19 protein-coding genes and 5 tRNA genes are annotated in these 24,081 nt (G+C 49.5%); 8 read left to right on the top strand and 16 right to left on the bottom strand.

The features are described from left to right. Positions 1–104: 104 nt before the first annotated feature. From AC6R0S_RS02165 to AC6R0S_RS02145, 5 genes are all read right to left on the bottom strand, one after another. Positions 105–181 (bottom strand) — tRNA-Pro (locus tag AC6R0S_RS02165). A gap of 3 nt (positions 182–184) precedes the next feature. Beyond that, positions 185–260 (bottom strand) — tRNA-His (locus tag AC6R0S_RS02160). Positions 261–354: 94 nt separating this feature from the next. Continuing rightward, a tRNA-Pro gene (locus AC6R0S_RS02155) sits at positions 355–431 on the bottom strand. A 4-nt stretch (positions 432–435) separates the two neighbouring features. Next, positions 436–511 (bottom strand) — tRNA-His (locus AC6R0S_RS02150). A gap of 37 nt (positions 512–548) precedes the next feature. Continuing rightward, positions 549–625, bottom strand: a tRNA-Arg gene (locus AC6R0S_RS02145). Between the two features lie 313 nt (positions 626–938). Between AC6R0S_RS02145 and AC6R0S_RS02140 the strand changes: the two genes are divergently transcribed. Next, positions 939–1,352 (top strand): c-type cytochrome, encoded by a 414-nt coding sequence (locus AC6R0S_RS02140; RefSeq protein WP_487902695.1) that lies wholly within the window; start codon positions 939–941, stop codon positions 1,350–1,352. A 113-nt stretch (positions 1,353–1,465) separates the two neighbouring features. Here AC6R0S_RS02140 and rep read toward each other — a convergent pair whose 3' ends face one another. Next, the gene (gene rep / locus AC6R0S_RS02135; protein ID WP_500630177.1) at positions 1,466–3,481 is read right to left on the bottom strand and encodes a DNA helicase Rep; all 2,016 of its coding nucleotides are present in this window, start codon (positions 3,479–3,481) and stop codon (positions 1,466–1,468) included. A 220-nt stretch (positions 3,482–3,701) separates the two neighbouring features. Between rep and AC6R0S_RS02130 the strand changes: the two genes are divergently transcribed. The 4 genes from AC6R0S_RS02130 (at position 3,702) to ubiK (ending at position 8,989) form a co-directional block, all read left to right on the top strand. After that, entirely contained in the window at positions 3,702–4,283 is a 582-nt protein-coding gene (locus AC6R0S_RS02130) for a TetR/AcrR family transcriptional regulator (RefSeq protein ID WP_334555480.1), read from the top strand. Positions 4,284–4,301: 18 nt separating this feature from the next. Continuing rightward, positions 4,302–5,408, top strand: a complete 1,107-nt coding sequence (locus AC6R0S_RS02125; RefSeq protein WP_500625331.1) for an efflux RND transporter periplasmic adaptor subunit — start codon at positions 4,302–4,304, stop codon at positions 5,406–5,408. A gap of 12 nt (positions 5,409–5,420) precedes the next feature. After that, entirely contained in the window at positions 5,421–8,531 is a 3,111-nt protein-coding gene (locus AC6R0S_RS02120) for a multidrug efflux RND transporter permease subunit (RefSeq protein ID WP_500630176.1), read from the top strand. Positions 8,532–8,737: 206 nt separating this feature from the next. Further along, on the top strand, positions 8,738–8,989 hold the full coding sequence (gene ubiK, locus AC6R0S_RS02115; protein WP_334555452.1) for a ubiquinone biosynthesis accessory factor UbiK: 252 nt from the start codon (positions 8,738–8,740) through the stop codon (positions 8,987–8,989). 182 nt (positions 8,990–9,171) lie between these two features. On the opposite strand, the gene ilvC is transcribed toward ubiK, so the two are convergent. Then, positions 9,172–10,656 (bottom strand): ketol-acid reductoisomerase, encoded by a 1,485-nt coding sequence (ilvC, locus tag AC6R0S_RS02110; RefSeq protein ID WP_500625332.1) that lies wholly within the window; start codon positions 10,654–10,656, stop codon positions 9,172–9,174. Positions 10,657–10,799: 143 nt separating this feature from the next. On the opposite strand from ilvC, the gene ilvY reads away from it, so the two are divergent. Continuing rightward, complete coding sequence (gene ilvY / locus AC6R0S_RS02105) at positions 10,800–11,690, top strand: HTH-type transcriptional activator IlvY (protein WP_334555450.1); 891 nt, start codon at positions 10,800–10,802, stop codon at positions 11,688–11,690. Between the two features lie 131 nt (positions 11,691–11,821). Here the strand turns inward: ilvY and hemN are convergent, their stop codons facing one another. The 5 genes from hemN to AC6R0S_RS02080 all read right to left on the bottom strand — a co-directional run bounded on the left by hemN (position 11,822) and on the right by AC6R0S_RS02080 (position 16,480). Further along, the gene (hemN, locus tag AC6R0S_RS02100; protein WP_500637123.1) at positions 11,822–13,210 is read right to left on the bottom strand and encodes an oxygen-independent coproporphyrinogen III oxidase; all 1,389 of its coding nucleotides are present in this window, start codon (positions 13,208–13,210) and stop codon (positions 11,822–11,824) included. 186 nt (positions 13,211–13,396) lie between these two features. Next, positions 13,397–13,888, bottom strand: a complete 492-nt coding sequence (locus tag AC6R0S_RS02095) for a DUF2489 domain-containing protein (protein ID WP_487902700.1) — start codon at positions 13,886–13,888, stop codon at positions 13,397–13,399. 8 nt (positions 13,889–13,896) lie between these two features. Continuing rightward, positions 13,897–14,466: a Der GTPase-activating protein YihI gene (yihI, locus tag AC6R0S_RS02090; RefSeq protein ID WP_500630174.1), complete on the bottom strand. Its 570-nt coding sequence runs from the start codon at positions 14,464–14,466 to the stop codon at positions 13,897–13,899. Next, the gene (locus AC6R0S_RS02085; RefSeq protein ID WP_500637122.1) at positions 14,466–15,104 is read right to left on the bottom strand and encodes a class I SAM-dependent methyltransferase; all 639 of its coding nucleotides are present in this window, start codon (positions 15,102–15,104) and stop codon (positions 14,466–14,468) included. The genes yihI and AC6R0S_RS02085 overlap by 1 nt, the downstream gene beginning before the upstream one ends. Positions 15,105–15,862: 758 nt before the next feature. Continuing rightward, positions 15,863–16,480, bottom strand: coding sequence for a c-type cytochrome (locus AC6R0S_RS02080; RefSeq protein WP_334555445.1), 618 nt, complete (start codon positions 16,478–16,480; stop codon positions 15,863–15,865). Between the two features lie 148 nt (positions 16,481–16,628). On the opposite strand from AC6R0S_RS02080, the gene yihA reads away from it, so the two are divergent. Next, complete coding sequence (yihA, locus tag AC6R0S_RS02075) at positions 16,629–17,324, top strand: ribosome biogenesis GTP-binding protein YihA/YsxC (RefSeq protein WP_500637121.1); 696 nt, start codon at positions 16,629–16,631, stop codon at positions 17,322–17,324. Positions 17,325–17,877: 553 nt separating this feature from the next. Here yihA and spfP read toward each other — a convergent pair. The 4 genes from spfP to hemB form a co-directional block, all read right to left on the bottom strand. Continuing rightward, positions 17,878–17,925 (bottom strand): small protein SpfP, encoded by a 48-nt coding sequence (gene spfP, locus AC6R0S_RS02070; protein WP_438356636.1) that lies wholly within the window; start codon positions 17,923–17,925, stop codon positions 17,878–17,880. Between the two features lie 193 nt (positions 17,926–18,118). Beyond that, positions 18,119–20,911 carry a DNA polymerase I gene (gene polA, locus AC6R0S_RS02065; protein ID WP_500637120.1) on the bottom strand — a complete coding sequence of 931 codons (2,793 nt, stop codon included), beginning with the start codon at positions 20,909–20,911 and terminating at the stop codon, positions 18,119–18,121. 609 nt (positions 20,912–21,520) lie between these two features. Further along, a complete protein-coding gene (locus AC6R0S_RS02060; protein ID WP_334555442.1) occupies positions 21,521–21,955 on the bottom strand; it encodes a GNAT family N-acetyltransferase in 435 nt (144 codons plus the stop codon). A 72-nt stretch (positions 21,956–22,027) separates the two neighbouring features. Beyond that, positions 22,028–23,071 (bottom strand): porphobilinogen synthase, encoded by a 1,044-nt coding sequence (hemB, locus tag AC6R0S_RS02055; RefSeq protein WP_334555441.1) that lies wholly within the window; start codon positions 23,069–23,071, stop codon positions 22,028–22,030. Between the two features lie 182 nt (positions 23,072–23,253). Here hemB and AC6R0S_RS02050 point away from each other — a divergent pair, with 182 nt between their 5' ends. Beyond that, positions 23,254–24,015: a TatD family hydrolase gene (locus AC6R0S_RS02050; protein WP_500637119.1), complete on the top strand. Its 762-nt coding sequence runs from the start codon at positions 23,254–23,256 to the stop codon at positions 24,013–24,015. The last annotated feature ends 66 nt before the right edge of the window (positions 24,016–24,081 follow it).

Here is a 24,081-nt window from a genome sequence, read left to right as displayed (position 1 = left end):
GACAAAACATATAGATGGGATGCAAGAGATAACCGATATGTGCACAAATCAGTGATCGTAAGATGTAAAAAAGCCCCGCTATGACTAGCGGGGCTTTTTGAAAGTGGTCGGTGAAGAGGGATTCGAACCCCCGACCCTCTGGTCCCAAACCAGATGCGCTACCAAACTGCGCTATTCACCGAAATGGGGTGGCTAACGAGACTTGAACTCGCGACAACCGGAATCACAATCCGGGGCTCTACCAACTGAGCTATAGCCACCATCAATTTTTGCTTCAACCGGCTTCTTGCCGTTGTCGTTCTTACGCGGTGATAAGAACAAACGATCACGCGATTGCCTAATCGTATAAATAAGTGGTCGGTGAAGAGGGATTCGAACCCCCGACCCTCTGGTCCCAAACCAGATGCGCTACCAAGCTGCGCTATTCACCGAGAATGGGGTGGCTAACGAGACTTGAACTCGCGACAACCGGAATCACAATCCGGGGCTCTACCAACTGAGCTATAGCCACCACAATATTTTTTTACCGATACATCCTCCGAGGCAAATGGCGCGCCCGAAAGGATTCGAACCTTCGACCTTTGGCTCCGGAGGCCAACGCTCTATCCAGCTGAGCTACGGGCGCATGCCCTATCGGCGGAGTGGAATAATACGTATATCACACTAGGGCGTCTAGTACTTTTTCAAGTTTTTTTCTCGTTTGACGCCTTTTTGGGCAATTAAAGTGTGATAAACCCCTATTTCCCATTAGATAACCTTGTGGAAGCGGTTATCTTGTTGTTTATTGCAACAAGTTATCAGGATATAATCACCCATTATTTACATTGATTTAACAGCATTATCTGCATTTTACACGCCCTTTGATGCTGCTTAGCTCAATGCCACATTAATAGAATAGGTAAGCACGCACTTACCTTCAGGAATGTAAAGTGAGTTTAATGGATATGTCTCGAAAATTATTAACGGCTCTTATCGCCGCTGTCACCTTTTCCAGCGCATCGATCGCAGCAAGCGTAAGCCAAGAAGAATACGATGCCATTGCTGAGCGCATTAAACCTGTTGGTGATGTTTATCTAGCCGGTGCCGAGCCTGTCGTGGCAGAGCCGAGTGGCCCTCGTGATGGTGCCACTGTGTATGGCACCTTCTGTATTGCCTGTCACGCATCAGGCGTGAGCGGCGCACCGAAAACAGGCAACGCAGATGATTGGGCGCCACGTATCGCTCAAGGTAAAGATGTTCTCGCGAATCATGCCATCAACGGCTTCAATGCTATGCCTGCACGTGGTTCATGTATGGATTGTTCAGATGATGAAATCATCGCGGCGATCGAGCATATGATTGAAGGTCTATAACCCGCCCTCTTATTTTCAAACCTCATTTTTGTAGCGCAATCTCTACAAGCAGAAATGAAAAAGCGGCTGACTTTAGGGTGAGCCGCTTTTTTGTTTATCTTTTTATCGATGAGTTATTTTTTAAACATCGCTCTTAAGTTGGCAATGTGGGCTTGGCCTTTCGCCATTCGCTCTTCTGCGCTTTGCGGCTTTTTGTTGACCTCCCACTCGACATCATCAAACGGCAGTTCATCCAAAAAACGGCTCTGGGTCGGTTTGATCAGCTCGCCAAACTGACGTCTTTCTTTACACATGGTGAAGGTGAGCTCTCGCTGCGCGCGCGTAATACCCACATACATTAAACGGCGCTCCTCTTCGACATTGTCTTCATCGATGCTGGTTTGGTGCGGCAAGATGCCCTCTTCGGCGCCAATCAAATAGACGTAAGGAAACTCCAAGCCTTTTGATGCGTGTAACGTCATCAGTTGCACCGCATCACTGTCGTCATCTTCTTCGCCACGCTCCATCATGTCACGCAGCGTCAAACGCTGAACCACCTCTTTGAGATTCTTCTCTTCTTTGTCGTAGTTGTCGCCTTCAAGATCCGCCACAATCCAAGAGTAGAGATCGGAGACGTTCTTCATTCTCATCTCTGCGGCCTTCGGGCTCGAGGAGGTTTCGTACAGCCAATCTTCGTAGTTGATGTCACGCACCAGTGAGCGCACAGCACTGACGGTGTCGCCCCGCTCTGCTTGATCGGCAATCTTCACCAACCAGGTGGTGAAGCGACGTAAGTTTTCTAACCCTCTGCCCGTTAGGTGCTGCTCCAGCCCCATTTCAAAACTGGCCTCAAATAGACTCTTGCCACGCATATTGGCATAACTGCCCAGTTTCTCGAGCGTCACCGGACCAATCTCACGTCGCGGCGTATTGACGATACGCAGAAAAGCGTTGTCGTCATCTGGGTTCACCAAAATTTTTAAATACGCCATGATGTCTTTAATTTCTGCGCGAGCAAAAAAGGAGGTGCCTCCTGAGAGTTTGTAGGGCACTCGGTTTTGCATCAGCGACTTTTCAATCAAGCGCGATTGATGGTTACCGCGATACAAAATCGCATAGTCACGATAGTCCGTGCGGTTGAGAAACTTATGGGCGATCAACTCCCCAGTCACACGCTGCGCTTCATTGTCTTCATCTTTCGCCATCAACACCTTGAGTTTTTCGCCATCAGGAATTTGCGAAAACAAGGTCTTTTCATACACGTGTGGGTTGTTGGCGATTAAGATGTTCGCCGCGCGCAAGATGCGGCTGGTCGAGCGATAGTTTTGCTCCAGCTTAATCAGGCGCAGGTTCGGGTAATCTTCACCAAGCAAGACCAAGTTTTGCGGTTTCGCCCCTCGCCAAGAGTAGATGGATTGGTCGTCATCACCCACCACAGTCAGGCGGCCACGTTCGCCGACGATCAGTTTGACCAACTCATATTGACTGGTGTTGGTGTCTTGGTACTCATCCACCAGCAGATAACGAATCCGATTTTGCCAACGCTGGCGCACCTCTTCATTAGTGCGCAGAAGAAGCACGGGCAGCGAAATTAAATCATCAAAATCGAGCGCGTTGTACGCCTTCATCTGCTTTTGGTACATCTCAAAACAGAACGCAAACAGCTGTTGCTGCTCACCTTGTGCCAGTGCCTTGGCCTGATCGGGCGTCAGCATGTCGTTCTTCCAGTTAGAGATCGCGCTGAGCAACTGGCGCAGCAAATCTTTATCCCCATCAAGCTGCTTTTCTGTGAGCTCTTTTAGCAGCGCCATTTGGTCTTGATCATCAAACAGCGAAAAGCCGGCCTTGAGCCCTAGCGCTTTGTACTCACGTTTGATGATGTTGAGACCTAGGGTGTGAAAGGTCGACACCATCAAACCTTTGGACTCATGCTTACCCAACGTCTGACCGACGCGCTCTTTCATCTCGCGGGCCGCTTTATTGGTGAAGGTCACCGCTGCAATATTGCGCGCCTTGTACTGACATTGCTGAACCAAATACGCGATTTTATTGGTGATCACACGCGTTTTACCTGACCCGGCACCCGCGAGTACTAGGCAAGGTCCGGAGACATATTTAACGGCTTCGTCTTGTCTTGGGTTCAGCTTCATTGTCGGCTCAATCTACATTGCTCAAAGAGAGTGGAATGGCGCTTATGATAATCGCCACCTCATCATATTGCCATGTTTTCGAGGTCACCGATAAGCTCACCTTCAGCCAACCAATAGGTTGAGTAAAAAATATTTATCAAATAAGTGTCATACTTTGTTGCAAAGATGGCTGGGATTCGATCTATAATGAATGAACGTTCATTCATTAACTGAAGTCATCATGCCGGAATCGTTAAATCCAGATAAACGAGAACAAATTCTCGCTGCCGCAGAAATCCTTGTGGCTGAGTCGGGATTTCAAGGCTTGTCGATGCAAAAACTGGCCAAACAGGCTGGGGTTGCCGCCGGCACCATCTACCGATATTTCGAAGACAAGGAACACTTACTTCGAGAGCTTCGTCTGTCGGTAGCGCAGCGGGTGGCGAACGCCATTCAAGCGGGTGTGGACGATGACATGCCACTGAAACGTCGCTACCGCACGATGTGGCTTAATATATGGAATATGGCTGGTTCCAATCTGAAAACCATCAGCAACCGTATTCAATATGAATCCTTACCTTGTGACAGCGGCCAGTCGACTCGTGAGTTGGAGCGCCAGATGTTCGACAAAGTCGACCTTCTTTTTGATCAAGGGAAAGCAGAAGGACTGTTTAAACCTCTCGCCAACGAGGTACTCGCCGGACTCAGTCTTGAAGCCAGTGTTGCACTTGCACGCAAACACGCTTTAGGACTTTACCCACTGGATCAAGAGGCACTTGAAGCCGCGATTGAAGCCAGCTGGGACGCCATTATCACACATTAACTTGGAGTTCTTATCGGAATGAAAAAGTGGACTTTCTTTATGTTACTTATCGCCGTGCTGCTGTTTGGCAGTGTGATAGGTTTCAATCTCTTTAAGCAGCAGAAGATTGCTGAATACATGGCGAATCGCCCAGAACCAGAGTTTCCGGTGACAGTCACCGAAGTCGCCTCTATCGATTGGGTTCCTGTGATTGAAGCGATCGGTTTTATCGAACCAAACCAAGGTGTCACGGTTGCCAACGAAACCAGCGGTGTGATTGACCAAATTGCATTTGAGTCAGGTACTCAAGTGGAAGAAGGCCAACCTTTAGTTCTGCTCGACTCCGATGTAGAAAAAGCCAACTTAAAAAGCGCCAAAGCGAAACTGCCTGCGGCCGAAGCCAAGTATAAGCGCTACCAAGGCTTGTACCAAAAAGGCTCAATTTCAAAAGAAGCGTACGACGAAGCCGAAGCCAATTACTTCTCCCTGTTGGCGGATATCGAAAGTTTGAATGCCTCGATTGACCGTCGTGAAATCAAAGCGCCATTTGCTGGCGTGGTCGGGATTCGTAACGTTTACCTTGGTCAATACCTGCAAGCGGGTACGGACATTGTGCGTTTAGAAGACACCAGCGTGATGCGCCTTCGTTTCACCGTGCCGCAAACGGACATCTCTCGCATCAATATGGGCCAAGAGGTCGACATTTTTGTGGATGCCTACCCTGCGATTGCGTTCAAAGGCTCAATTACCGCCATTGAACCCGCCGTCAATATCCAAAGTGGTTTGATTCAAGTCCAGGCTGATATTCCAAACAGTGATGGCAAACTGCGCAGCGGTATGTTCGCGCGGGCCAACATCATCCTGCCTAAGCTGGAAAACCAAGTGGCGCTGCCACAAACCGCCATCACGTTTACCCTCTACGGTGACAATGTTTACCTTGTCTCTGAGGAAAACGGTGAGAAGCGCGTTAAGCAGCAAGTGATTAAAGTGGGTGAACGCACCCAAGACATCGCACACATCCTCGATGGGGTGCAACCGGGCGATGTAGTCGTGACATCAGGTCAAGTGCGTCTCAGCAACGGTGCCAAAGTCCGCGTCGTAGAAAGCGATGCGACCACACCACCTGAACAAACCCCTATGCTGTAATGTGGAGGATTCATGCGCTTTACTGATGTTTTCATAAAACGTCCAGTTTTAGCGGTATCGATCAGCTTTTTGATTGCCCTGCTTGGTCTGCAAGCGGTGTTCAAAATGCAAGTTCGTGAATACCCTGAAATGACGAATACGGTGGTGACGGTCACCACCAGCTACTACGGTGCCAGTGCCGATTTGATCCAAGGCTTTATTACTCAGCCTCTGGAACAAGCGGTCGCTCAGGCCGATAACATCGACTATATGACCTCACAATCGGTGCTGGGTCAGTCGACGATTACGGTCAACATGAAGCTCAATACCGATCCTAACGCGGCGCTATCGGACGTGTTGGCGAAAACCAACTCGGTTCGCTCGCAACTCCCCGGCGAGGCGGAAGATCCCACGGTGACCATGTCGACGGGCTCCACCACTGCGGTGCTGTATATTGGCTTTACCAGTGATGAGCTCTCATCGAGCCAAATTACCGACTACCTAGAGCGAGTGGTCAACCCGCAGCTCTTTACCGTCAATGGCGTATCGAAAATCGACTTGTACGGTGGGATGAAATACGCCCTACGCGTCTGGTTGGATCCAGCGAAAATGGCCGCGCTTGGCCTGACCGCTACCGATGTGATGAGCGTGCTCAATGCCAACAACTATCAATCTGCCACCGGTCAAGCGATTGGTGAATTCGTGCTGTACAACGGCAGTGCCGATACGCAGGTGTCGAATGTCGCGGAACTAGAGAATCTTGTTGTTAGCTCGGATGAAGGGGATGTGACCCGTTTAAGTGACATCGCGAAAGTGACGCTTGAAAAGAGTCATGACACCTATCGCGCCAGTGCCAACGGGCAAGAAGCCGTGGTAGCCGCGATCAACGCCGCGCCAAGTGCTAACCCGATCAACATTGCCGCCGACGTGCTAGATCTGTTGCCTCAACTTGAGCGTAACTTGCCAAGCACCATCAAGATGAACGTGATGTACGACTCCACCATCGCGATCAATGAGTCCATCAGCGAAGTCATCAAGACTATCGTTGAAGCGGCGCTGATTGTATTGGTCGTTATCACCCTTTTCTTAGGCTCTTTCCGCGCGGTTCTTATCCCGATTGTCACCATCCCGCTGTCACTGATTGGTGTTGCGATGGTGATGCAGGCGATGGGCTTCTCGTGGAACTTGATGACGCTACTCGCGATGGTATTGGCCATCGGTTTGGTGGTGGATGATGCGATTGTCGTACTGGAAAACGTTGACCGCCATATCAAGCTTGGCGAATCGCCGTTTCGCGCGGCCATCATTGGTACCCGCGAAATTGCTGTACCTGTCATTGCAATGACGCTGACCCTCGGCGCGGTATACGCTCCGATCGCCTTGATGGGTGGCATCACGGGTTCGCTGTTTAAAGAGTTTGCCCTTACCCTTGCCGGTTCGGTCTTTGTCTCGGGTATCGTCGCGCTAACCTTGTCGCCAATGATGTGTTCAAAAATGTTTAAGGCTAATGAAGAGCCCAACAAGTTTGAGCAAAAAGTGCATCACGTATTGGATCGTATGACCAACCGCTACTCACGTATGCTCGGTGCGGTCATGCAGCGTCGTCCTGTCGTGATTGCCTTTGCACTGATTGTGTTTGCTAGCTTGCCGATGCTGTTTAAGTTCATCCCAAGTGAGTTGGCTCCGTCGGAAGACAAGGGCGTGATCATGCTGCTAGGCACGGCGTCATCGAATGCCAACCTCGACTACATGCAAAACACCATGAACGACGTCAACACCATCTTATCGGATCAACCGGAAGTGGCGTACGCGCAGGTGTTTACTGGTGTCCCTAACTCCAACCAAGCGTTTGGTATTGCATCAATGGTGCCTTGGAGTGAGCGCGAAGCAAGCCAAGCGGAAGTCACCAACCGAGTGAGTGGACTGGTGTCAAATGTTCCGGGTATGGCGGTCACGGCATTCCAGATGCCTGAGTTGCCAGGTGCGGGTTCAGGTCTGCCGATTCAGTTCGTAATCACCACACCTAATGCATTTGAAAGCTTGTTTACCATCGCGTCTGACATCTTGCTCACGGTGCAATCGAACCCGATGTTCGTCTACTCGAACCTGGATCTAAACTACGATTCAGCGACGATGAAAATCAACATCGACAAAGACAAAGCCGGTGCCTACGGTGTGACCATGCAAGACATCGGTATCACATTGAGCACCATGATGGCCGATGGTTACGTCAACCGTATCGACCTCAATGGCCGCTCGTACGAAGTGATCCCTCAGGTCGAGCGTAAATGGCGTCTCAACCCAGAATCGATGAACAACTACTATGTACGCGCCGCGGATGGCAAAGCCGTACCTCTAGGTAGCCTCATCACCATTGATGTGATTGCTGAGCCTCGCTCGCTGCCACACTTCAACCAGCTTAACTCGGCCACCATCGGCGCCGTTCCGGCTCCGGGTACCGCGATGGGCGATGCAATTGCTTGGTTTGAAGAGACCGCAGTGAATAAATTGCCAAGCGGTTACAACCATGACTACATGGGTGAAGCTCGTCAGTACGTGACAGAAGGCAGCGCGCTATACGCCACCTTTGGTTTGGCGTTGGCGATCATCTTCTTGGTATTGGCGATTCAGTTTGAGTCCGTAAAAGATCCGCTGGTTATCATGGTCTCGGTTCCGCTCGCCATTTGTGGCGCCTTAATCGCCCTTGCCTGGGGCGCGGCATCGATGAACATCTACTCACAAGTCGGTTTGATCACCTTGGTTGGTCTTATCACCAAGCACGGTATCTTGATTTGTGAGGTTGCCAAAGAAGAGCAGCTGCACAATAAACTGAGCAAAACTGAAGCGGTGATGGAAGCGGCGAAAGTGCGTCTGCGTCCGATCTTGATGACAACGGCGGCGATGATTGCTGGTTTGATTCCACTGATGTACGCCACTGGCGCTGGCGCGGCGCAGCGCTTTAGTATCGGTATCGTGATTGTCTCTGGTTTGGCGATTGGTACGCTGTTTACTCTGTTCGTACTGCCAGTGATCTACAGCTACCTGGCTGAGCAGCACAAGCCTCTACCGGTGTTTGTTGAAGATGACGAACTCGAGGCGTTAGCGCGTGAAGATGAGCAGCGCGCCGCGCAGCAGTCGTCATAAAACGCACACGCCCTCATTCAATATCAAAAGGTCACTTCGGTGGCCTTTTTTATTGTGATTCGACGTTTATCGTTATTCGACTTTTATTGCTGTTCGACCAACTATTGCTATTCCACCCACGCGCGCACGCTTTTTACGCAACACTTGACGACTTTCCCCGTCCGATTACGTAGAATACAGACAAGAATAATAGGAGTAGTTGCCACATGTTTGACCCAAAGAAACTGGAACAAATTGCCAAACAAATTCATGACTCTATGCCCGCCCCTGTTAAAGAGCTCGGCGCGGACGTTGACCAAAAAGTACGCCAAGTAATTCAAGGCCAACTCAACAAGCTTGATGTGGTTAGCCGTGAAGAGTTTGATGTTCAAACGCAAGTTCTACTGCGCACGCGTCAAAAGCTAACGGAAATGGAACAAAAGCTCGCAGAGCTTGAAGCCAAACTGGCCGACAAGTAATCGGCTCAGTGCCCACTCTCGAGTGGAATCGCGTACGAAAGAAAAACAAAAGGCTTGGTCTACTGACCAAGCCTTTTTATTAGATGTCGTGTTTTATTTTGTATTTATCACCCCAGTCTGCCTGGAGTTTATTGACTGCGCCAAACTCGCCTAAGCCGATGACGCAGTGAAAATTGCAGTGATTAGCCGCCAACCGCGATGCGTTTCATGTCTGTCATGTAACCACGCAGCTCTTCACCGATGTACTCAACCGGGTGGTTGCGAATGGTTTCATTCACTGCGATAAGCGTCGCGTTGTCCACTTGGTTCGATGTCTCACCTAGGCCTTTACCAATCACATCGGTGTTCACCGCTGGCATAAACTTCTCGCGCAGTAGCGGCGTCGCTACGTTCGCAAACAAGTAGTTGCCGTATTCTGCCGTATCAGAGATAACAACGTTCATTTCGTACAGACGTTTACGAGCAATGGTGTTCGCAATTAATGGTAGCTCATGCAGCGACTCGTAGTACGCCGATTCGTCGATAATGCCAGAAGCCGTCATCGCTTCGAATGCCAGCTCTACCCCAGCGCGCACCATAGCCACCATCAAAATACCGTTGTCGAAGTACTCTTGTTCAGAGATCTCAACGTCAGTTTCTGGGTAATTTTCGAATGCCGTTTCACCGGTCTCTGCACGCCAGCCTAGTAGGTTAACGTCATCGTTCGCCCAGTCTGCCATCATGGTGCTAGAGAAGTGACCAGAGATGATGTCATCCATGTGCTTGTTGTACAGCGGACGCATCAACTCTTTTAGCTCTTCAGAAAGCTCAAACGCTTTGACCTTAGCCGGGTTAGAGAGGCGATCCATCATGTGCGTGATGCCACCAAACTTGAGTGCTTCCGTGATGGTTTCCCAACCGTATTGCAGCAGTTTACCTGCGTAACCAGGATCGATACCGTCGGCGATCATTTTCTCGTAGCAGACGATAGAACCCGCTTGCAGCATGCCACATAGAATGGTCTGCTCACCCATCAGATCCGATTTTACTTCAGCAACAAATGAAGACTCTAGACAGCCTGCGCGGTGACCGCCTGTACCGGCCGCCCATGCTTTGGCGATGTCCCAACCTTCACCTTTCGGGTCGTTTTCTGGGTGAACCGCAATCAGGGTAGGCACACCAAAGCCACGCTTGTATTCTTCACGGACTTCGGTACCTGGACACTTAGGCGCCACCATGACAACCGTCAGGTCTTCACGGATCTGCATGCCCTCTTCCACCACGTTAAAGCCGTGAGAGTAACCCAGTGCCGCGCCTTGCTTCATCAAAGGCATAACCGTTTCTACAACGTTGGTGTGCTGCTTGTCTGGTGTTAGGTTAATCACTAAGTCTGCTTGAGGGATCAGTGTTTCGTAGCTGCCCACTTCAAAGCCGTTGTCTTTTGCATTTTTGAACGATTGACGCTGCTCGTCGATCGCCGCTTGACGCAATGCGTAAGCCACATCCAGACCAGAATCACGCATGTTCAAGCCTTGGTTAAGACCTTGAGCACCACAACCCACGATGACCACTTTTTTCCCTTTTAGGTAATCCGCTTCTGATGCGAATTCGCTGCGGTCCATAAAACGACAACGACCCAATTGGTCTAGTTGCTCACGTAAGTTCAAAGTATTGAAATAGTTAGCCATGTGGCGCTCCTTTATAGAATTTTTCCGTATCGGTCGGTGGCTTGGCACCGAATGAGTCCATACTAAAGCAGGTATTTAATTGCCTAAAGTGATATATTCACAATTAGTAATTGCAATTAATGCAACAAGGAAATGACGGTTTTATGAATATCAAAAGTCTCCAGCTGTTTATCCATTTGTGCGACAGCCAAAGCTTTGCCAAAACCGCCAGCGCGATGCACATCAGCCCATCAGCGCTCAGTCGACAAATTCAAAAACTGGAAGCGGATACCGGTCAAACGCTGTTCGTGCGAGACAACCGAAGTGTAGAGCTCACCCCTGCGGCAAAAAAACTGCTGCCGGTTGCGCTGTCAATTCAAGGCGAATGGCAGACGTACCGAGCGCAGCTTAAAGGGCAGGACGCGGAGTTACGCGGCGAGATCCGTCTTTTTTGCTCTGTGACCGCAAGCTACAGCCATCTGCCTGATCTCTTGTCTGAATTTCGTCTCCAACATCCGTTTATTGAATTTAAGCTCTCCACTGGCGATCCTGCACAAGCGATTGACAAGATCATCAATGATGACGTGGACGTGGCGATTTCTGCCTTCCCCGAACAACTGCCAGCGCGAGTCGAGTTTGAAACCATCAGCGAAATCCCTCTATCAGTGATCGCGCCAACCGGCGTGAGTCACTTTGCCCACTCGCTTGGCCAAGACAAACCGGATTGGGCCAACATCCCCTTTATTGTCCCAGAGTCTGGCACGGCAAGAGATCGGGCGAACGCCTGGTTTAAAGCGATGAAGATTAAGCCCAATATCTACGCGCAAGTGTCGGGGCATGAAGCGATCGTCAGTATGGTAGCGTTAGGCTGTGGTGTGGGGATTGCGCCGGATGTGGTGATCAACAACAGCCCAGTCAAAGAGAAGATTCAGCGCTTAAAAGTGGCGTCGATTGAACCGTTTAAACTCGGTGTGTGCTGCAAACGATCGCAGTTGGATAACCCATTGGTTAAGGCATTGTGGGAGGTGGCACAAGCGACTTATATTGCGCCCTAATGACCATACCTACCCTGCTCCAATATAAACAAAAGCGCGACATAACGCTGCGCTTATCTCTCTACTGATAGTCTGTCTTATCAAGGGCGAACTGGGCATCCCCTGACTATCTCTCGTTGCCGTCGAAGCGTTTAAATCACCCGTGAGAATTGCTGCTGACGCGCTTTGGCTCTTAGGTATTTGTCAAAACACATGCAAATGTTGCGGATCAGCAATCGACCACGCAGGGTCACCTGAATCGAGGTGGCGTCTTTCTCCACCAAGCCATCATCGATGAAGGTTTGCAGCAATTGCAAATCTTGCTTGAAGTACTCATCAAACGTGACGTTAAAGCCTTGCTCAATAGCGCGGATATCGAGAGAGAAATTACAGATCAGTTGCTTAATCACTTCACGTCGAAGTAAGTCATCACTATCAAGGACCACACCTTTCCATAAGGCATGGCGCTGGCCACTGACTTGTGCGTAGTACTTTTTCAACTCTTTCTGATTTTGCGCGTAAGCGTCACCAATCATGGAGATGGCTGACACGCCAAAACCAACCAAGTCACAATCACCTTGAGTGGTGTAGCCTTGGAAGTTGCGATGCAGCTCACCGCGGCGCTGCGCCACCGCAAGCTCATCATCTGGCAGCGCAAAGTGATCCATACCAATGAACTGATAGCCAGCGCCGGTCAAAGTGGCGATGGTGTCTTGCAAAATCGCCATCTTCTCTTGGGCTGCAGGCAGATCGTCATCTTTGATTTTACGCTGCGCGGCAAAAAGGCTCGGCATGTGGGCGTAGTTAAAGACGGACAAACGCCCCGGCTGCATCTTCAACACTTGCTCAAGAGTCTTAGCAAACGAGACTTGGGTTTGCTTGGGCAAGCCATAAATCAAGTCTAGGTTGGTGGAACGGAAACCCAATTGCTTGGCACGCTCAACCATGGCGACGATGAACTCTTCATCTTGCTCTCGATTGACGAGCTGTTGCACCTCTTTGTTGAAGTCTTGCACGCCGATACTCAAGCGGTTGAAGCCTTCGCTGCGTAGGTGATCCAGCATGTCGAGCTCAATTTCGCGTGGATCAACCTCAATACTGATTTCCGCGTCAGTGTCGAAATAGAATTCGGCGCGCAAAATCGCCATCAAACGGCTCACTTGCTCCTTGCTTAAGAAGGTTGGCGTTCCGCCACCAAAGTGCAGTTGGGTGACTTTGCGTTCATGGAGTAACGACGCACGAGTGCGGATCTCAAGCTCCAGCACATCCAAGTACTCATCGGCCTTGTGCGAGTGGCGGGTAATGACCTTGTTGCAGCCGCAGTAGTAGCACAGCTTATGACAAAACGGGATGTGGATATAAAGCGAGAGAGGACGCTGAGGGTACTCAGTACACGCCATATCGTAATCCGAGATGGTAAAGGCCTCATGAAACTCCAGCGCGGTGGGGTATGAGGTGTAGCGAGGACCCGAATAGTTGTACTTATCAAGAACCGCTTGGTCCCACACGATTTGCTGACTGGCGACAACTGGCTGCGACATGATGATATTCCGTTTGGGCTATAGGCCATGACTGAGCTTGGCTCTAGCAAAAAAGAGACGTCTTATTATGGCCCGCTATTTTGCCATACAAGTTGGCAACCCGTAGAGCGGCACGAGGAATTTTGAGCAGCAATGCTCAGTTTTGATACCTCGATCACTGCCACTTTGGGGTGATCGAGGTGCGAATTAGCCGATCGTCTGAATATTGATCTGGTTATTCAAAGGTTGAACGTGCTTTTGCAAACGAGTTAACTCAGCCACAATCGCGTCTTCAAGACGGGATTCTGCTTTGTGTCGCTCTAAATTTTGCTTCATGCGTTCTTTTTTCGGTAAGGCTTGACGCTCGTCACCACGAGCCATCTCTTTGACAATATGGTAAAGCTCAGAGGTCGCTGGGTACTCACTGTCAAAGTCGACGCGCGATTCCCCTTGGACGTAATCCATAATGTTGTAGAGGCGAATGCTGATTTCTGATAAATCGCATTGGCCCTGGATGCCTGCTAAACACAAGGTGCTGACACTCTCAAAGATATTCGCGTTGCGCTTGTCGATCGCCAGCTTTTGATGGTGCAGTTGCAAAGCCTTTTGCTTTTTCAGTTGTAGCAAAAGGTACCCTGCGTAGGAAGCGAGGCCGAGAATGACAGCGCCTCCAGCGATGGCTAACAAGGTGACATTCATTGGGCGTGTTATCCTTTAAATTGGTTTAAATCCAAGTCTTCGAACTGCGAGAGAAGTTCATCATCGGTGGCCAATTTCTTGCTCGATTTTTTACTCGCAGGCACAACAGGTTCACTCTCTTGCTCTGCGTCGTCGTCCATCTCGTCGTCTTCTTGGTAGAGACCAAGTTGCTTCATCAGCACTTCGATGCGCTCTAGCTTCTCATCGACGTATTTCTGTAGACCGGCGCCTAAACTCTCACCGTTATCGAGACGGTCAAGCAACACGTTCAACTGCGCGTCGTTTTCCAGCATCTCCAGCTCTTGCTCCGCATTGAGACGGCGCTGCGCTTTGGTCTGCTTTTTCGGCGCATCCACAATCAGCGGAATCTTCTTTTTGCTGCCCAAACGTGGGTCACGCGTACCGCCCGAAGTGTGCTGCTTCGCTTGCTTGGCTTCTGAGTTACGGTTACCGGTCTTTAGACCTTTGCGTTTTTTGTCTTTCTTACGTAGACGTCCTTCAACATCAGACTCCGTACGATTACGAACGACAATCAGGTCACCATTGCCACCTGATCGGGCTTTTTTACTACGGCTCATTACTGGGGTTTCCTCAGTAAAATTACATCATTTCCAATAAATTCTAGCTCGAGCTGATCCCGCTCTGCCAAGTAGGCAAACGTCGCACGACTAAAGAAGATCACGTGGGTGGGATCATTCTTGTAGTGCCAGTTTGCAAACGCGTCGACATCGATGACCATCTTCGTCATCAACCCTATCCAGCCACCAGGCTTAACCAAATTTAACCATTGCTTCCACACGATGTCGGGCTGATACAAATGCTCGATCACTTCGGTGGAGGTGATGAAGTCGTATTGTCTCTCTAATACCGTCACATCTGGATAATAGTAGAGATCATACACACTCATCGTGTGTCCCTGCTCCTCCATCATCAATGACAATGTCGGGCCAGGGCCACAACCAAAATCTAACCCGTGAGAATGGGGCGCCACTCTGTGTAACATGGGGTCAACCACGCGCGATAAAAAGCGTCGGTAACCGACATCGCTGGGCGAGTTCTCATGTTGATCATAGTGGGCTTTTTCTGTCGCCGCATCCAACCTTTGCAAAGCCGGTACAAACACCAACTGGCACTGCGCGCACTGTAAATAGTCACGACGTTTATCAGAAACATACGCGTGGGTATCCACACTGTGACAAAGGGGACAAGGTTCCATAATGACATCCTCAAACAGGGATGCGAAACATACCAGAAACTCGACCTAGAGTGGAGGGCTATTGTACAAATTCCCATCAATTGATGAAAATATTCTCTATGAGTGAAAGAAAAGAAATGGCGAATATGTCGCGATGTAGAAGAGATAAAAAAAGCGATAGGAACCCTATCGCTTTCTAAATGCCTGACGGCGAAACTGTGTTGCATCGATATCAATGCATCAAATGTCCTTTTGTTTTTGGTGCTTTCCCTGCAAAAGGTGTTGTTTTTCACTGTCCGAGTGAATTTTGGCTTTCCGTTGGCGACGTCCCGTCACTGAGCTCATCCTGAGCCTGATCCCTTTCGCTGTCTAAACCATCAGACAAGTCGATCATCCTTATCCAGCAGGCATCCTGCCTACCCTTTCCATATCAACTGCCGAGTTTCCGTTACTCGCATCCGTGGAGACCATCTTGGTCTATAATCCTGATTCAGCACCCTGCCGATGTGTTCACTTTACCCCAATGATTCGCTCAGACAATCCGGCTCAGACTTTTATTGCACTTTTTTTTCGCTCTTGTTTTCCACTCTTTATTTTTCATTAGGTTAGCGAATTGTCCGTCTGAATTGCGTCATTCGATATAGCCAATGTCTCACAACATCGATAGCGAGATGGCGTATCGAGCAGAAAAACGGGGTGTGATCGAGCTCAAACGAAACAGCCCAAACCGATCGGCTTGGGCTGTTTCTCTACTGCGATGCTCGAACAGGCTGAGGTGATCAGTGCAGACCGCCTACGTATTTGGATAGGGTTTCGATATCATCATCCGTTAACTTTTTCGCAATATCACGCATCATGGCATTCATGTCATTGGCGCGTGTGCCGTCACGGAATTTTAGTAATTGGGATTTAATGTAATCGGCGTGCTGACCGGAGATCTTAGGGAATCCAGACAGTTCAGTACCGTTACCACGCGGGCCGTGACATGCGATACACGCCGTCAAACCGCGCTCTGCATCGCCAGCGGTGTAAAGGGTTTTGCCTTTCTCCACCACATTTTCAGGTGTGGTGTTGTGCGAAATAGGCAGAGAAGCGTAGTACGCCGCAAGATCTTGCATGTCCTGCTCTGACAATGGCATCGCCATGCCACTCATCACAGGGTCCATACGGCCTTGCTGGCCATTGCTGGTCATACCCAGTTTCAGATCTTTTAGCTGCTTTTCGATATATTTAGCATGCTGACCTGCCAATTTCGGGTACATGGCGAGTTGACTGTTGCCATCAGCACCATGGCAGGCAACACACGTTTGAGATTTTGCTTTACCAGCTTCGATGCTGCCTTGGGCCCACACAGAGCAGCTGGCTAAAAGACTCAAGATTAGCGCTAATTTCTTCATGACATTCCATTATAATTATCAAGCTTCCAGTACCACTCTGCGTTGCCACTCATGGTACAATAGGCGACCTTATGCCGAGCACGGTTATTTTACACAATTTCACAAAAAAGTAATCAATCGACTACACAAAGTCGAGATGGAGTTAACAGTGAGCGTAAAAATTCATTATCAAAACACGCATTTCATCACCAGTGCACCTGATATTCGTCATATGCCAGAAGATGAAGGCATCGAAGTTGCGTTCGCAGGACGTTCCAATGCGGGCAAGTCCAGCTCGCTCAATCGACTGACCAACCAAAAGAGCTTGGCAAAGACGAGTAAAACACCAGGCCGTACTCAGCTGATTAACCTATTTAAGGTTGCAGACGGTTGTCACATTGTCGACTTGCCGGGCTATGGTTTTGCCCAAGTCCCACTTGAGATGAAAAAAAAGTGGCAGAAATCCCTCGGTGAATACCTACAAAAGCGTCAATGCTTGAAAGGGTTAGTGGTACTGATGGATATTCGTCACCCAATGAAAGATCTCGACCAACAACTGATCTACTGGGCGGTCGATTGCGGCATTCCTGTCCAAGTGTTGTTGACCAAAGCGGACAAACTGAAAAGTGGCGCGCGTAAAGCGGCCGTATTGAAGATCCGCGAAGCCGCCCTTGGCTTTGGTGGTGATGTCAGCGTCGCCGCCTTCTCCTCATTAAAAGGACTGGGCGTCGATGTGCTGCGCAATAAACTCGATGAGTGGTTTGCCCCAGCCTTTGCCGAGAGTGCGCTTGAGGTGCTCGCAGAAGGGGAAGCGACCTCCGCTGACGAGTCAGCCGACGAACAACCGTCAGATCCAAACGCCTAAAGCGTTCATCCCACTCATATCCAATGACATATCCAACGAATAGGCTCTATCAATCGATAGGGCCTTTTTTCTGTCTCAATAGAAGCGCTGAACGTGAGGTGCGATTCGTTCGCCAGCGAAACAATAAAAACGTTAACGCCAGAAACAAAAATCCCCACCATCCTGGCGGGGAAACGGGAGAGAAATAACTGGTAATAATTATTATGCGCCTAGCATAAGCCAAGCCCGCTAAAATGCAATCGCCCTACTACTGAAGTCACAGCGCAAATAAAACACCAACTATCCATATAATTACAATCACTTAGAAACAAACACAACGAAAAATATGCACACCCACACACATGATTTCTGAGTCAAAATAACCAAAGTGTGATTGGTGTTTTGCTACATTTGATGAAAAGAAAACAAAACGAATGAAATCAACTGACAGGCGATGAGCCAAGTGAATGGAATAGCGAATAAGGCGTGCTTTTAGGCAGGATGCTGAATTGTTTGGACTTTTCTTTCGCACAATAAAAAACGCCCCAGTCAAAAACTGACTGGGGCGGCTGAATCAGCCTAATCCAATAACGTGAAACAAAAGGTCTGAAAGATAGAACATCTTACCTCTGTACCCTACGCCTCTTAATGTACAACAATTGGTCAGAAAGTGAAACCTTTTTTGTAATTTTTTTTCATTAAAGTTTTATTAAGCAACATTTGATATGGCTATGCCGGATCTTATTTAGAGGCAAAAAAAAGTCAGCGTTTGTGCGCTGACTCAACTTATTTCACCAATTTAGTGCAAATTATGCTTAGTGTGCCTGATCCCAGTTGTCACCATGCCCCACTTCAGCGATCAGAGGGACATCTAATTGTGCAGCCGATTCCATCAATTCTTGTACTTTACTTTCAATTTCGGCTAACGATGACTCTTCGACCTCAAACACCAGTTCATCATGCACTTGCATCAATAATTTCACTCGGCCTTGGCCTTCGTTTTGAATCCACTCATCGACAACCAGCATCGCTTTCTTGATGATGTCCGCCGCCGTGCCCTGCATTGGTGCATTGATCGCGGCACGCTCTGCTGCTTTTCGGCGCATACCGTTGCGTGATGTGATCTCAGGAAGGTGCAAGCGTCGACCAAACAAGGTTTCCACATAGCCCAGCTCAGCCGCCGTGCTGCGCGTGTCTTCCATATACTGCATAACGCCTGGGTAGCGCTCGAAATAGGTATCCATGTATTGCTGCGCTTCACCACGAGGGATCCCTAGCTGCTTGGCGAGACCAAAGGCACTCATCCCATAGATCAGGCCAAAGTTGACCGCTTTCGCTCGGCGACGCTGCTCACTGGTCACTTGCTCGATATCGACGCCAATGATTTCAGCGGCGGTCGCGGCGTGGATGTCTTTACCTTGTTGGAAGGCATCGAGTAATGCTTTATCGCCTGACAAGTGCGCCATAATGCGCAGTTCAATTTGCGAGTAGTCGACCGCCATGATTTTGTAGCCGTGCGGCGCAACGAACGCTTGGCGAATACGGCGTCCCTCTTCGTTACGAATCGGGATGTTTTGTAAGTTCGGATCGGTTGAAGACAAACGCCCTGTCGCCGTGACAGCTTGATGGTACGAGGTGTGTACTCGGCCCGTTTCAGGATTGATCATCTTAGGCAGCTTATCGGTGTAGGTCGATTTAAGCTTCGCCAAACCGCGATACTCTAAGATTAGCTTCGGCAGTGGATAATCCAGCGCAAGCTCTTGCAACACCTCTTCGTTGGTCGATGGTGTACCCGATGGTGTCTTCTTCACTACAGGTAATCCCATTTTCTCAAACAGAATCGCTTGCAGCTGTTTAGGTGAGTTCATATTGAACTCTTGCTCTGCCACCTCATAAGCTTTTTGTTCAAGCTCATCAAGACGCTTTGCGATCTCTTGAGATTGCGCAGCCAGCTTCATGTCATCAATCAAGACACCGGTGCGCTCAATCCGCGATAGGACAGCCACGAGCGGCATCTCGATGGTTTCATAGACCGACTTTAGCTTGTCGTCTTGCTCGATGTTTTCCATCAAGCGATTGTGCAGACGCAAGGTGACATCCGCATCTTCTGCGGCATAAGGCGCCGCTTGGTCCAGTTCAATTTGGTTAAACGTCAGCTGCTTTTTGCCTTTACCCGCGATCTGCTCAAACGAGATGCAGCTGTGTTGCAAAAAGCGCAGCGCGAGGCTATCCATGTCATGCTTACCGCCGACACTGTTGTAGACATAAGACGCCAACATGGTGTCATGTTTGATGCCTTTCATGTCGATGCCATAACGCGCCAGCACACTCGCATCGTATTTTAAGTTCTGGCCAACTTTGGCTTGCGATTCATCTTCGAGTAAAGGCTTGAGCTGCGCGAGTACCCAATCTCGGTCAAGCTGAGCCGGCGCATCAAGATAGTCATGCGCGACAGGCACATACGCCGCGACACCTTCTTCGGTCGCAAAAGAGACACCCACTAAATTCGCCACCATGTAATCGAGGCTGTCGGTTTCCGTATCGAACGCAAACACCTTGGCTTCGCGTAGAGCGTCTAGCCATTTGGCGAACTGCGCTTCATCCAAAATGGTTTCATACTGACTGCGATCGATGCTCGCCGCGGCGACATTGAGCTCCGGCGCTTTGGCTGATGAGCTGATTTCACGTTGCCCGGATTTTTCGTTCGCTTCCACAACGCCCGTACCGCCTTCGAGCAGCTCATTGAGCCAAGATTTAAACGCCAGTTCTCCATAGAGTTTGACCAGCTCATCCTTATTCGGCACAGACTTCACCAACGCGTCTAAACTCTCTTCGAGCTCGACGTCGAGCTTAATCGTCGCCAGCTCGTAGGAAAGGTAGGCATTGTCTTTGTTATCCAGCAGCTTTTTCGCCATGGTTTTCGAACCACGGAATCCGAGCGCGGCAATGTCATCCAACTGTTGGTACAGCTTGTCTAACCCCCCAATGCCTTGCAGCAAAGCCGTCGCGGTTTTGTCGCCCACGCCAGGGACACCAGGAATGTTATCGACTTTATCGCCCATCAGCGCGAGGTAGTCGATAATCAGCTCAGGGCCAATTCCGAACTTCTCCACCACCCCTTCTCTGTCCATCACCACGTTAGTCATGGTGTTGATGAGGGTCACGTTGTCATCCACCAGCTGAGCCATGTCTTTATCACCGGTGCTGATCAACACCGGCATACCCGCTTGAGACGCTTGATGCGCCAGCGTACCGATCACGTCATCCGCTTCCACGCCCGGCACACAAATTAAAGGAAGCCCCATAGCACGAATCACATTGTGCAAAGGCTCGATTTGGCAACGCAGATCATCGGGCATAGGCGGACGATTGGCCTTGTACTCGGCGTACAGATCATCCCGAAACGTTTTGCCTTTCGCATCAAAGACCACCGCGATACGATCACTGGCAAATTGACGCATCATACTGCGCAGCATGTTCACCACACCATAAACGGCGTTGGTTGGGATCTCCCCGTTACTCATCGTGCCGGGGTAAGCATGAAATGCGCGATAAAGGTAAGAAGAGCCATCAATTAAGATCAAAGGGTTGTCTGGGATACGAGCCATAGTTTGTTATCTGCCTGTCCAAATTTCTGCTTAGGATGCCATGACTCAAGCAGTGAATCCATGTTCTGTCGAGGAATCGCGATCACACCGCTTGTTGGTGATCGCCTCTTCTCTTGCTCACGCTGTGGATAAGTCTGTTTATACTATTTTCCACTGCGATGTGAAATTTGACAAAATGATGCTAAGTAAGATCTTAAACCATTGTAATACAACAAAAACAACCAAGATCGATCATGCAAGGATCGATCTTTTTGAGATCTTCAACTGTGGAAAAGACACCTGGTGTCCTTTTATTCACCTCAAATGACGGGCATAAAAAAAGCGACATCGTGAGGATGTCGCCTAGCAGAAAAGGTCAAAGCATGTTCATGCGAATCACACTTTGCCGTAAAGCTATAAATTACACTGGAAGCAATGTGAGCAATGTCGTGTCAAAAGAAACGTGTGCAAGTTCGTTAGAGTCTGGCATCACCTTTTCCATATCGAATCCGGTTCTACCACGTCCTTGTGAACTTCCCTCATTCCCTAAGACGAGATAAACAATAACCATTCTCATTTATCCCGTCAATAGTTAAATGAGAAAAAATCTCATTTAATTTTTATGACAGATTACATCGTCTTTACAAAATGAATGCGCGACTCGATTAATGGTGCTTTTTCTTCAAAGTGTTCGATCAGATAGCCATTGCGCAATAGCAATCTCAGCATGGCTGGAAATTGGTTGCGAGATTTCACTTTCAAGCGCAGATAGCCCTGCTTCGCCACCCACGCCTCTTGTACGTCGAGCAGCGTTTGCGCCACGCCTTTATTGCGCGCTAACGGCGATACGCCGCCAAACCAGCTGTAGAATGTCTCAGCATCGAGCTCGTAGCCAATTTTGAAACCGAGCAACTGCTCCCCTTCTTGCGCCACTTGAATCAAGTAACGGCGCCCTTTCAATCTCGCCGCCAAGCTCTCAACCGTTTCCTTTTGAGCAAATTCATTGATTTGGTTGACCACCTCGACACACTCTTCTAACGTGCCTTCTCGATACTGCACACTCATTGCGATCTCTTCTCTGGGTTAGGTTAAAAAGAAAAAGGCCGGCATGCGCCGACCTCAGTATTGTCGCTTCGCTTACTCTTGCTTTAAAAACGTCGCCGCTTGCGCCTGCTCCTGCGCCAACCATTGCGCCACATCTTTAGCAAAGTAGGTCAAAATGCCATCGGCCCCCGCCCGTTTAAAGCACAGTAGGGATTCCATCACAGTGTCGCGTTCTTTAAGCCAGCCATTGGCAAACGCCGCTTTGTGCATCGCGTATTCACCGGAAACTTGATAAGCAAACGTCGGCACTTGCAACTCAGATTTCACTCGGCGAACCACATCCAGATACGGCATGCCCGGCTTCACCATCACCATATCGGCGCCTTCGTTGATGTCCATCGCCACTTCATGAATGGCTTCATCACTGTTGGCCGGATCCATTTGGTAGTTCTTTTTGTTGCCACCTTTAAGGTTACTCGCCGAGCCGACCGCATCGCGGAACGGGCCGTAGTAACAAGAGGCGTATTTCGCCGAATAGGCCATGATTTGGGTATTGATGTGACCCGCTTGCTCTAGTGCTTCACGAATCGCACCAATGCGGCCATCCATCATGTCAGAAGGCGCGACCACATCCGCCCCTGCTTCGGCGTGCGATAATGCCTGCTTGACCAATACCTTAGTGGTTTCATCATTGAGTACGTAACCTTCGTCATCAATGATGCCATCTTGACCGTGGGTGGTGAACGGGTCGAGGGCCACATCGGTGATCACCCCCATCTCTGGCACATGCTCTTTGAGCGAACGTACGGCACGCTGAACTAAGCCCTCTGGGTTGTACGCTTCTGCCGCGCACAAGCTTTTGGCATCTTGGTTTACCACAGGGAACAGCGCAATGGCAGGAACACCAAGTTGCGCGAGGTATTGCGCCTCTTCTAACATTAAATCAATGGAAAGACGCTCAATACCCGGCATCGAATCGACAGTTTCGCGGCGATCTTTACCCATCAAAATAAACATGGGATAAATCAGATCATTCACTGAGAGTTGATTTTCTGCCATAAGGCGACGACTGAAATCATGCTTACGCATACGACGCATGCGACGGCCAGGAAACTGACCTTGGATAGAAACTGACACTCGATTCTCCTTGTGTGGTGAAAGTGCTTGTGTCGCATCATATCACTCCCGCTCTCTTGCACCAGCCAACAAGGCGAAAAAATCACGCAAAATACGACCTAGGCAGATTGGCGCCATTTGCTGCATCTTCTACTCAGACAGGTATACTGGCTCCATTGACGTTTTATCCAGAGACACATCCTATGATCGACACCCATGCCCATATCTACGCCAGTGAGTTTGATGGCGATCGTGACGCCGTGGTGGCCCGCGCATTGGAACAAGGCATAGACCGCATCTTATTACCTAACATCGACCTTGATTCTATTGGCCCTATGTTGGCCACGGAGCGTCAGTTTCCCGATGTATGCCGCTCGATGATGGGGCTCCACCCTTGCTACGTCGATGGCAATGTTGAGCAAACCCTTGCGCAAATTCATGCCTGGTTTAGTCAACATGCGTTCATCGCCGTAGGCGAAATTGGCATCGATCTCTATTGGGACAAAACCTATCGCGCCGAACAAGAATACGCGTTTGTCACGCAACTGCAATGGGCCAAAGCAATGGATCTACCGGTGGTGATTCACACGCGTGACTCCATACAAGAGACCCTCACTCTGCTTGAAAAAGAGCAAGACGGTTCCCTCAGCGGGGTTTTTCACTGTTTTGGCGGTAGTCTCGAGGAAGCCAAGGCAATTAATGAGTTGGGTTTTCACCTTGGCCTTGGTGGCGTCTCCACCTTTAAAAATGGTGGGATGGATAACGTCATCCCATATTTGGATATGAGTAAAGTGATTCTGGAAACCGACTGCCCTTACCTCGCACCTGTGCCTCATCGCGGTAAGCGCAATGAGCCTGCCTACACCCATTTGGTTGCGCAGCGTGTCGCCAGCCTTCGCGATATCTCGGTCGAGGAAGTAGACGCAATTACTACCGACAATGCCAAGGCCTTGTTTAGGCTATAGCGAGCAACGCGTGTTCCCCTCGAATCTTTAGTACCAAGAAATTGGACTCTATAAAAAAGGCTTGCC

It is taken from the genome of Vibrio sp. R15-SG3-ISO1B, from assembly GCF_059833835.1.
Note: the sequence above shows the minus strand (reverse complement) of the source record. Positions and strands in the feature narration are given on the sequence as shown.

Excerpts from the sequence above, each read along its gene's own strand:
- AC6R0S_RS02140 (WP_487902695.1), top strand. The coding sequence starts at position 939 with ATGGATATGTCTCGAAAATTATTAACGGCTCTTATCGCCGCTGTCACC.
- rep (WP_500630177.1), bottom strand. The coding sequence starts at position 3,481 with ATGAAGCTGAACCCAAGACAAGACGAAGCCGTTAAATATGTCTCCGGA.
- AC6R0S_RS02130 (WP_334555480.1), top strand. The coding sequence starts at position 3,702 with ATGCCGGAATCGTTAAATCCAGATAAACGAGAACAAATTCTCGCTGCC.
- AC6R0S_RS02125 (WP_500625331.1), top strand. The coding sequence starts at position 4,302 with ATGAAAAAGTGGACTTTCTTTATGTTACTTATCGCCGTGCTGCTGTTT.
- AC6R0S_RS02120 (WP_500630176.1), top strand. The coding sequence starts at position 5,421 with ATGCGCTTTACTGATGTTTTCATAAAACGTCCAGTTTTAGCGGTATCG.
- ubiK (WP_334555452.1), top strand. The coding sequence starts at position 8,738 with ATGTTTGACCCAAAGAAACTGGAACAAATTGCCAAACAAATTCATGAC.
- ilvC (WP_500625332.1), bottom strand. The coding sequence starts at position 10,656 with ATGGCTAACTATTTCAATACTTTGAACTTACGTGAGCAACTAGACCAA.
- ilvY (WP_334555450.1), top strand. The coding sequence starts at position 10,800 with ATGAATATCAAAAGTCTCCAGCTGTTTATCCATTTGTGCGACAGCCAA.
- hemN (WP_500637123.1), bottom strand. The coding sequence starts at position 13,210 with ATGTCGCAGCCAGTTGTCGCCAGTCAGCAAATCGTGTGGGACCAAGCG.
- AC6R0S_RS02095 (WP_487902700.1), bottom strand. The coding sequence starts at position 13,888 with ATGAATGTCACCTTGTTAGCCATCGCTGGAGGCGCTGTCATTCTCGGC.
- yihI (WP_500630174.1), bottom strand. The coding sequence starts at position 14,466 with ATGAGCCGTAGTAAAAAAGCCCGATCAGGTGGCAATGGTGACCTGATT.
- AC6R0S_RS02085 (WP_500637122.1), bottom strand. The coding sequence starts at position 15,104 with ATGGAACCTTGTCCCCTTTGTCACAGTGTGGATACCCACGCGTATGTT.
- AC6R0S_RS02080 (WP_334555445.1), bottom strand. The coding sequence starts at position 16,480 with ATGAAGAAATTAGCGCTAATCTTGAGTCTTTTAGCCAGCTGCTCTGTG.
- polA (WP_500637120.1), bottom strand. The coding sequence starts at position 20,911 with ATGGCTCGTATCCCAGACAACCCTTTGATCTTAATTGATGGCTCTTCT.
- AC6R0S_RS02060 (WP_334555442.1), bottom strand. The coding sequence starts at position 21,955 with ATGAGTGTGCAGTATCGAGAAGGCACGTTAGAAGAGTGTGTCGAGGTG.
- AC6R0S_RS02050 (WP_500637119.1), top strand. The coding sequence starts at position 23,254 with ATGATCGACACCCATGCCCATATCTACGCCAGTGAGTTTGATGGCGAT.